This window comes from Nonomuraea deserti, assembly GCF_004348685.1.
GTDB classification, from domain to species: domain Bacteria; phylum Actinomycetota; class Actinomycetes; order Streptosporangiales; family Streptosporangiaceae; genus Nonomuraea; species Nonomuraea deserti.
In genome coordinates, this window is the sequence record NZ_SMKO01000126.1 from 21,090 (window position 1) to 28,435 (window position 7,346).

A 7,346-nucleotide genomic window follows, 5' to 3' on the forward strand; every position below is an offset into this window, starting at 1 on the left:
ATGACCGAGGCCGACCTGCCGGCGGTCATGGCGATCGAGCAGGCCACGTTCCCGCTCGACGCGTGGAGCGAGGGCATGATGCGCGGCGAGCTGGCCGACATGCCGCGCTCGCGCCACTACGTGGTGGCCCTGGTCGACAGCGAGATCGTCGCCTACGCCGGGCTCGCCGCCGCGGCCGACCAGGCCGACGTCCAGACCATCGCCGTGCTGGAGAAACACCAGGGCACCGGCATCGGCAGCGCGATGCTCACCGAGCTGCTGGCCGAGGCCCGCCGCAGGGGAGCGCGGGAGATCTTCCTGGAAGTACGCGCCGACAACGCGCGCGCGCAGACGGTCTACCGGCATTTCGGGTTCGAGGAGATCGGCACCCGCCGCCGCTACTACGACGACGGCACCGACGCGATCATGATGAGAAGGAAGCTCGATGGCTGACGAACCGCTGGTCCTGGGGATCGAGACCTCCTGCGACGAGACCGGCATCGGCATCGTCAGGGGCCACACGCTGCTGGCCAACACCATCGCCTCCAGCATGGACGAGCACGCCAGGTTCGGCGGCGTGGTGCCCGAGGTCGCCTCGCGCGCCCATCTGGAGGCCATGACGCCGACCGTGGAGGCCGCCCTGGCCGAGGCAGGGCTGCGGTTCTCCGACATCGACGCCATCGCCGTGACCGCGGGCCCAGGGCTCGCCGGCGCGCTGCTGGTCGGAGTGGCCGCGGCCAAGTCCTACGCGCTCGGCCTCGGCGTGCCCCTCTACGGCGTCAACCACCTGGCCGCCCACGTCGCCGTCGACCAGCTGGAGCACGGGCCGCTGCCCAGGCCGTGCATCGCCATGCTGGTCTCGGGCGGCCACTCGTCGCTGCTGCTCGTGCCCGACGTCGCCGAAGACGTGATCTCGCTGGGCTCCACCGTGGACGACGCGGCAGGCGAGGCGTTCGACAAGGTGGCGCGGGTGCTGGGGCTGCCCTTCCCCGGCGGGCCCCACATCGACAGGGCCGCGCGCGAGGGCTCCGGCGAGGCGATCGCGTTCCCGCGTGGCAAGCTCGACGACGGCACGCTCGACTTCTCCTTCTCCGGGCTCAAAACGGCGGTGGCGCGCTGGGTCGAGGCCCGCGAGGCGTCAGGGGAGGCCGTGCACGTGCCCGACGTCGCCGCCTCGTTCCAGGAGGCCGTGGTCGACGTGCTGACCCGCAAGGCGCTCCAGGCGTGCAGGAAGTACGAAGTGCACGATCTGCTGATCGGCGGCGGTGTGGCGGCCAACTCCCGGCTGCGCGCGCTGGCGCAGGAGCGGTGCGAGGCGGCCGGCGTGCGCCTGCGGGTGCCGCGGCCCGGGTTGTGCACCGACAACGGCGCCATGGTCGCCGCCCTGGGCTCCGACCTGGTCGCGGCCGGCATCACCCCCTCGACCCTGGAGATCCCGGCCGACTCCTCGCTCCCGATCACGACGGTCCACGTGTAGGGCGCGGGCAGGCCGGCGCGTGCCCGCGCGAGCGGTCAGTCTTTCGCCCTGGTCGGGCGGAGCAGGGCCTCGGCCAGCGCCAGCATGGTCTCCTCCAGGGCCCCGAGACGCTTGTTGAGGTCTTCGGCGGCGGGCTGCACGATGCCGGTGACCGTCTCGGCCAGCTCGTCACGGTCGGGGCGTGTCCTGACCAGCTCGGTGAGCGCGGTGGCGGCGGTGGCCAGCCGCTCGGCCTGGTCGCCGGTCTGCGTGCGGATCAGCTCGCCGACCCGCTCGGGGATGGCCAGGGTGGCGGGCAGCTGCCCGACGCGCTGGTTGACCGACTCGATGCGGTCGTCGACGGACTCCAGGTGTTCGCTGGCCTGCTCGGCGCGGGTGGCCAGGCCGTTGACGTGGGTGTCGAGCACGTTGAAGCGGCTGTCGAGCCCTCCGAGGTGGCCGTCGATGGTGTCGAAGCGGCTGCTCAGGTGCTCTTCGGCCTCGCCGAGGCGCTCGTCGATGGCGTCCAGCTGGCCGTCGAGCCGGTTGAAGCGGCCCTCGGTGCGGGTGGTGCTCTCGCCCACGCGCTGCTCGGTGGCGGCCATGCGCTCGTCGAGCGCGGTGAAGCGGGAGTCGACGCGTACGTCGAGCGCGTCGAAGCGGTCGTCGTGGCGGCCCAGGTGGCCGTCGAGGACGCCCAGGCGCTTGTCGACCGCGCCGAGCTGGCCGTCCATCGACGTGAGGCGCTTGTCGACGCCGCCCACCCGGGTGTCGAGGCCGTCGATCCTGGTGTCGATGTCGGCCAGGCACTCGTCGGCGGACTCCAGCCGGCCGCCGAAGTCGGCGACCCTGGTGTCGAGGCCGGAGAGCGCGCTTTCTGCCCGGTCGAGCCGGGCGTCCACGCCGCCGAGCCGGGCGGTCAGGCGCTGCTCGCTCTCGCCGAGCTGGACGGCCAGGTGGCGGTCGGTCTCGTCGAGCCTGGCGGTGAGCCGCTGCTCGACGTCGGAGAGGCGGCCGGTGAGCTGGTCGTCGGCCTCCTTGAGCCGGATGGCGAGCCGCTCGTCGGCCTCGACGAGGCTCCTGGCCAGCCGCTGGTCGGTCTCGTCGAGCCGGGCGGTCAGGCGCCGGTCGGTGCCCTCCAGGCGCACGGTGAGCCGCTCGTCGGTCTCGTCGAGCCGGGTCGTGAGGTGCTGGCCCGCCTCGTCGAGCCGGGCGGTGAGGCGCTGGTCGGTCTCGTCGAGGCGGGCCGTCATGCGCTGCTCGGCGGCGTCGAGACGGGCCCGCACCTGCTCGGCCGAGTCGGCGACGCCCTCGGACAGGTCGCCGATCACGCCCTCGACGCGGTCGGTTCGGGTGGCCAGCTCGGCCATCGACCGGTCGAGCCTGGTGAAGCGGCCGGCGGCGGCCTCCATGCTGGAGTTGAGCGTGGTCAGCCTGGCGGCGAAGTCGGACATGCCCTTGGTGATGCCGTCGGCGGTGTCGAGCACCGCCTGCAGGCGGTTGAGCGCCTCGTCGACGCCCTCGCCGACGGTGCCGACGCCGGCCTGCAGGCCGGGCAGCTCGGCCACCGGGGCGACGCGGGCGTCCACGCCGCTCACCCGCTCGCCGACGGCGTCGACGTGGTCGCGGACCGCCTCCACGTGCTGCGCCAGGCCCTCGGCCCACATCGGCGGCTTGGCGGTGATGTCGTCCAGCCGTCCGTTGACCGCCTCAAGGGTGCCGCTCAGGCCGCCGAGCTCGCGCTCGCGCACCTCGCGCAGGAGCCACTCCATGCCTTCGAGCCGCTGGCGGATCTCGTCGAGCATGGCGCCCTGCGTGCGCTGCTCGTAGACGTGATCCTGGGAGGCGCGCTGCAGCAGGTCTCGCATTCTCTCTGAAATGGCCAGATGGCCGCCTGCCTGAAGAAGGGTGGTGTGGTTGGAATGATCCACCGAAAGCTCCTTCGCTCGCCGACGGTCTGCCGCGCAGCGGTGGGGTAGGTCCGGTTTGCAGATGAAAGAGCGAGAACACGGTTAACCGCAGTGGGGAGAACTCCCGCCCGCCCACCTTAGCCTTTTGATCAAGGTCCGTCAGCGGCGAATGGGAAGATCCATCGAAACCGAAGAATGCCCGGAATGCCAGCTCAGCGAGGGGATGGCGGATTGCAGATGATGACCGATGGTTTATCGAGAATGCGGGTCAGGATGATGACGGCCGCTCTGTCTCCGTTGAGCCGCAAATCGCTGCGCAGGCGTTCGATGTCGACGGCTGAGGCGCGCTTCTTGATAGTGACATTTCCGATTTTCCGCTCTCGGAGTGCGACGCGTAGTTTCTTCAGCGAGAACGGGAGTACGTCGTCTATCTCGTACCTCGCGGCCCACGGGGTGTCCACGGGGTCGTCGCCCGTGATGTACGCGATCATCGGGTCGAGCAGGCGGCCGCCGACCAGTTCGGCCACCTCGCCCACGAGGTGCGCGCGGATGGCGGCGCCGTCGGGCTCGTAGACGTACCGGCCGGCCGGGCCCACGGCGGCCAGGACGCCGGCGGCGGTGAGGGTGTGGCCGCCGGGCAGCAAGGTGGCCCGCCTGTCCGCATGCCGGCCCGCCCCCTGGCCGGTCCAGAGCGTCGCCTCCTTGACCTCGCCCTTGAAGGACACCCACTCGGCCTCGGCTCCTTCGGGGATGAACGTGTAGGGGATGCCGGGGGCGACCTTGAGGCAGGCCGTGCGGGCCCTGGAGACGAGGTCGAGCACTACGGGCCAGGGCGGCGAGTAGGCCATGGGGTCGAACGTGCGGCCCCTGCTCGTACGCCGTGCCGGGTCGGCGAAGAGCACGTCGTAACGCTCCGGCTCGACGCCGGCCGCGTCGGCCACGCGCACCGTCACCCGGCCGCCCAGCCCGAGCGCCTCGGCGTTGGCCCTGGCCACGGCGGCGGTCAGCGGGTCGGTGTCGACGGCCTCCACGGTGCAGCCCGCGCGTGCCAGCGCCACCAGGTCGCCGCCGATGCCGCAGCACGCGTCCACGACCCTGGGCTCGGGGACGCCGGCGGCGACCAGGCGGGCGGCGCGGTGCCCGGCGACCTCCGCCCGGGTGGCCTGCTCCAGGCCGTGCGGCGTGAAGTACATCAGCCGGGCGTCCTCGCCGAACTTGGCCGTGGCGCGCTCCCTGAGCCCCGCCTGGGTGAGCGCCGCCGAGGTGAGCGCCGCGTCGTACGTCCTGCGCAGCCTCGTGGCGGCGGCCACCGGGTCGGCGCCGGCGAGCTCGCCGGCCTCCGCGAGCGCCCGCCGCCCGCGCGGGGTCAGCAGCTCGTTGAAGGCGTCGAGGTCCACGTCACACGACGTTAGCGGCATCGGGGACGCACCCGGCACGCGCGGCGCGGGGCCGCGTCCGGACCGGTGGACCGCGTACCAGGACATGCCGGGCTGCCAGGACGGCGCGACACGCGCTCGCGGACTTCGCGGCCGGAGGATCTTTGCCAACCCCTGCATGACCGGCCATTACGCTGATAGAGCCTTCTTACCGGCACCCTGATCGCTCTCAGCAGACGCGTTCGTGTTGACTGTCAAGCCCCTCTTGCATATGTTTCCTGTTGGCACTCTCCCCTTGAGAGTGCCAACGTGCGACGAGGCAGGTCTGACACCCGCGACGGCAGGCCCAGCTGGTCGCCTCTTCTAGATCATTCAAATCTGAAGGGGAGGTCCGATCGTGACGACCGCCACCAAGGTTCCCGTTAAGCCGCTCGGCGACCGCATTGTGGTTCAGCCGCTTGAGGCCGAGCAGACCACCGCTTCCGGCCTGGTCATCCCAGACACCGCCAAGGAGAAGCCGCAGGAGGGCAAGGTCCTCGCGGTGGGCCCCGGCAACTGGGACGAGGACGGCGACAAGCGGATTCCGCTCGACGTCTCCGAGGGCGACATCGTCCTCTACAGCAAGTACGGCGGCACCGAGGTCAAGTACGGCGGCGAGGAGTACCTCGTGCTCTCCGCCCGCGACGTTCTCGCGATCATCGAGAAGTAAGCCGGTGCGTCGAGCCCCGGCCGCTCCAAGGGGCGACCGGGGCTTTCGACGCTAGGAGAGGACTTTCAGCTATGGCGAAGATCCTGGAGTTCGACGAGGACGCCCGCCGCGCGCTCGAGCGTGGCGTGAACGCCCTCGCGGACGCCGTGAAGGTGACCCTTGGCCCGCGTGGCCGCAACGTCGTCATCGACAAGAAGTTCGGTGCGCCGACGATCACGAACGACGGTGTGACCATCGCTCGTGAGATCGAGCTGGAGGAGCGCTACGAGAACCTCGGCGCCCAGCTCGCCAAGGAAGTTGCCACCAAGACCAACGACATCGCCGGTGACGGCACCACCACCGCGACCGTGCTGGCCCAGGCCATGGTCCGCGAGGGCCTGCGCAACGTGGCCGCCGGCGCCTCGCCGCTGTCGCTCAAGCGCGGCATCGACAAGGCCGCCAAGGCGATCAGCGACAAGCTGCTCGCCACCGCCCGGCCGGTCGAGGACAAGAAGGAGATCGCCAACGTTGCGACGATCTCCGCGCAGGACGCGCAGATCGGCGACCTGATCGCCGAGGCGTTCGACAAGGTGGGCAAGGACGGTGTGCTCACCGTCGAAGAGTCCAACGCCATGGGCATGGAGCTCGAGTTCACCGAGGGCATGCAGTTCGACAAGGGCTACCTGTCGGCCTACATGGTGACCGACCCCGAGCGGATGGAGTCCGTCCTCGAGGACGCCTACATCCTCCTCACCCAGGGCAAGATCGCCTCCATCGCGGACTTCCTGCCGCTGCTGGAGAAGATCGCCCAGACGAAGAAGCCGCTGCTCGTGGTCGCCGAGGACGTCGAGGGCGAGGCCCTGGCCGTCCTGGTGACCAACAAGATCCGCGGCACCTTCACCTCCGTGGCCGTCAAGGCCCCGGGCTTCGGCGACCGCCGCAAGGCGATGCTGCAGGACATGGCCATCCTCACCGGCGGCCAGGTCGTCAGCGAGGAGATCGGCCTCAAGCTGGAGCACGTCGGTCTCGAGGTGCTCGGCCAGGCCCGCCGCGTCGTGGTGACGAAGGACAACACCACCATCGTCGACGGCGCCGGTGACGCGCAGGCCATCGAGGACCGCGTCAAGGAGATCAAGATTGCCATCGAGCAGTCCGACTCCGACTGGGACCGCGAGAAGCTGCAGGAGCGCCTGGCCAAGCTCGCCGGCGGTGTGTGCGTGCTGCGTGTCGGCGCCGCCACCGAGGTCGAGCTGAAGGAGAAGAAGCACCGCCTCGAGGACGCGATCTCCGCGACGCGCGCCGCGATCGAGGAGGGCATCGTCTCCGGCGGCGGCACCGCGCTGATCCACGTCGCCAAGGGCCTCGACGACCTCGAGCTGTCCGGCGACGAGGCCACCGGCGTCGCCATCGTGCGCCGCGCGCTGGTCGAGCCGGCCCGCTGGATCGCCGAGAACGCCGGTCTCGAGGGTTACGTGGTGACCCACAAGATCGCCGAGCTGGAGGCCGGTCACGGCCTCAACGCCGCGACCGGCGAATACGGCGACCTGCTCGCGCAGGGCGTCATCGACCCGGTCAAGGTCACCCGGTCGGCGGTGCAGAACGCGGCTTCGATCGCGGGCATGCTGCTCACGACCGAGGTGCTCGTGGTGGACAAGCCCGAGGAGGAGGCCTCGGCCGATGGCCAGGGTCACGGTCACGGCCACGGCCACTGACCGCTTCTCCCGCTCCGCGTCACGGCCCGCATCCCTCAGGGGGTGCGGGCCTTCCGCGTTTCACGCCGCGGGCCGCGGGGTCGCGAGGCCGACGGAGTCCGCCGGGAGGGGTGCGGGGTGGCAGGGCCGTCGGAGGGACTTCGTGGTGCGCCGCGGGAGCGCTGGGGGTCCGACGGGACCGCCGGGAGGGGCGGTGGGTCCCGATGGGGCCCGCCGGGAGGGGTG

The 7,346-nt window shown here is 71.1% G+C and carries 6 protein-coding genes; 4 read left to right on the top strand and 2 right to left on the bottom strand.

From position 1 onward, the window contains the following. Positions 1-432 carry a ribosomal protein S18-alanine N-acetyltransferase gene (rimI, locus tag E1292_RS33675; protein WP_132600544.1) on the top strand — a complete coding sequence of 144 codons (432 nt, stop codon included), beginning with the start codon at positions 1-3 and terminating at the stop codon, positions 430-432. Beyond that, positions 425-1,456: a tRNA (adenosine(37)-N6)-threonylcarbamoyltransferase complex transferase subunit TsaD gene (gene tsaD, locus E1292_RS33680; RefSeq protein ID WP_132600523.1), complete on the top strand. Its 1,032-nt coding sequence runs from the start codon at positions 425-427 to the stop codon at positions 1,454-1,456. The genes rimI and tsaD overlap by 8 nt, the downstream gene beginning before the upstream one ends. 35 nt (positions 1,457-1,491) lie before the next feature. Here the strand turns inward: tsaD and E1292_RS33685 are convergent, their stop codons facing one another. Continuing rightward, positions 1,492-3,303 carry a hypothetical protein gene (locus E1292_RS33685; RefSeq protein WP_132600526.1) on the bottom strand — a complete coding sequence of 604 codons (1,812 nt, stop codon included), beginning with the start codon at positions 3,301-3,303 and terminating at the stop codon, positions 1,492-1,494. A gap of 254 nt (positions 3,304-3,557) precedes the next feature. Continuing rightward, on the bottom strand, positions 3,558-4,742 hold the full coding sequence (locus E1292_RS33690; protein WP_246090517.1) for a class I SAM-dependent methyltransferase: 1,185 nt from the start codon (positions 4,740-4,742) through the stop codon (positions 3,558-3,560). A gap of 376 nt (positions 4,743-5,118) precedes the next feature. On the opposite strand from E1292_RS33690, the gene groES reads away from it, so the two are divergent. Further along, complete coding sequence (gene groES / locus E1292_RS33695; protein ID WP_043623565.1) at positions 5,119-5,430, top strand: co-chaperone GroES; 312 nt, start codon at positions 5,119-5,121, stop codon at positions 5,428-5,430. A gap of 71 nt (positions 5,431-5,501) precedes the next feature. Then, a complete protein-coding gene (gene groL, locus E1292_RS33700; protein ID WP_132600532.1) occupies positions 5,502-7,121 on the top strand; it encodes a chaperonin GroEL in 1,620 nt (539 codons plus the stop codon). Positions 7,122-7,346 lie beyond the last annotated feature (225 nt).

Bases quoted from the DNA above. Each gene is read 5' to 3' on its own strand.
- E1292_RS33685 (WP_132600526.1), bottom strand. From the start codon at position 3,303: ATGCGAGACCTGCTGCAGCGCGCCTCCCAGGATCACGTCTACGAGCAG.
- groL (WP_132600532.1), top strand. From the start codon at position 5,502: ATGGCGAAGATCCTGGAGTTCGACGAGGACGCCCGCCGCGCGCTCGAG.
- rimI (WP_132600544.1), top strand. From the start codon at position 1: ATGACCGAGGCCGACCTGCCGGCGGTCATGGCGATCGAGCAGGCCACG.
- tsaD (WP_132600523.1), top strand. From the start codon at position 425: ATGGCTGACGAACCGCTGGTCCTGGGGATCGAGACCTCCTGCGACGAG.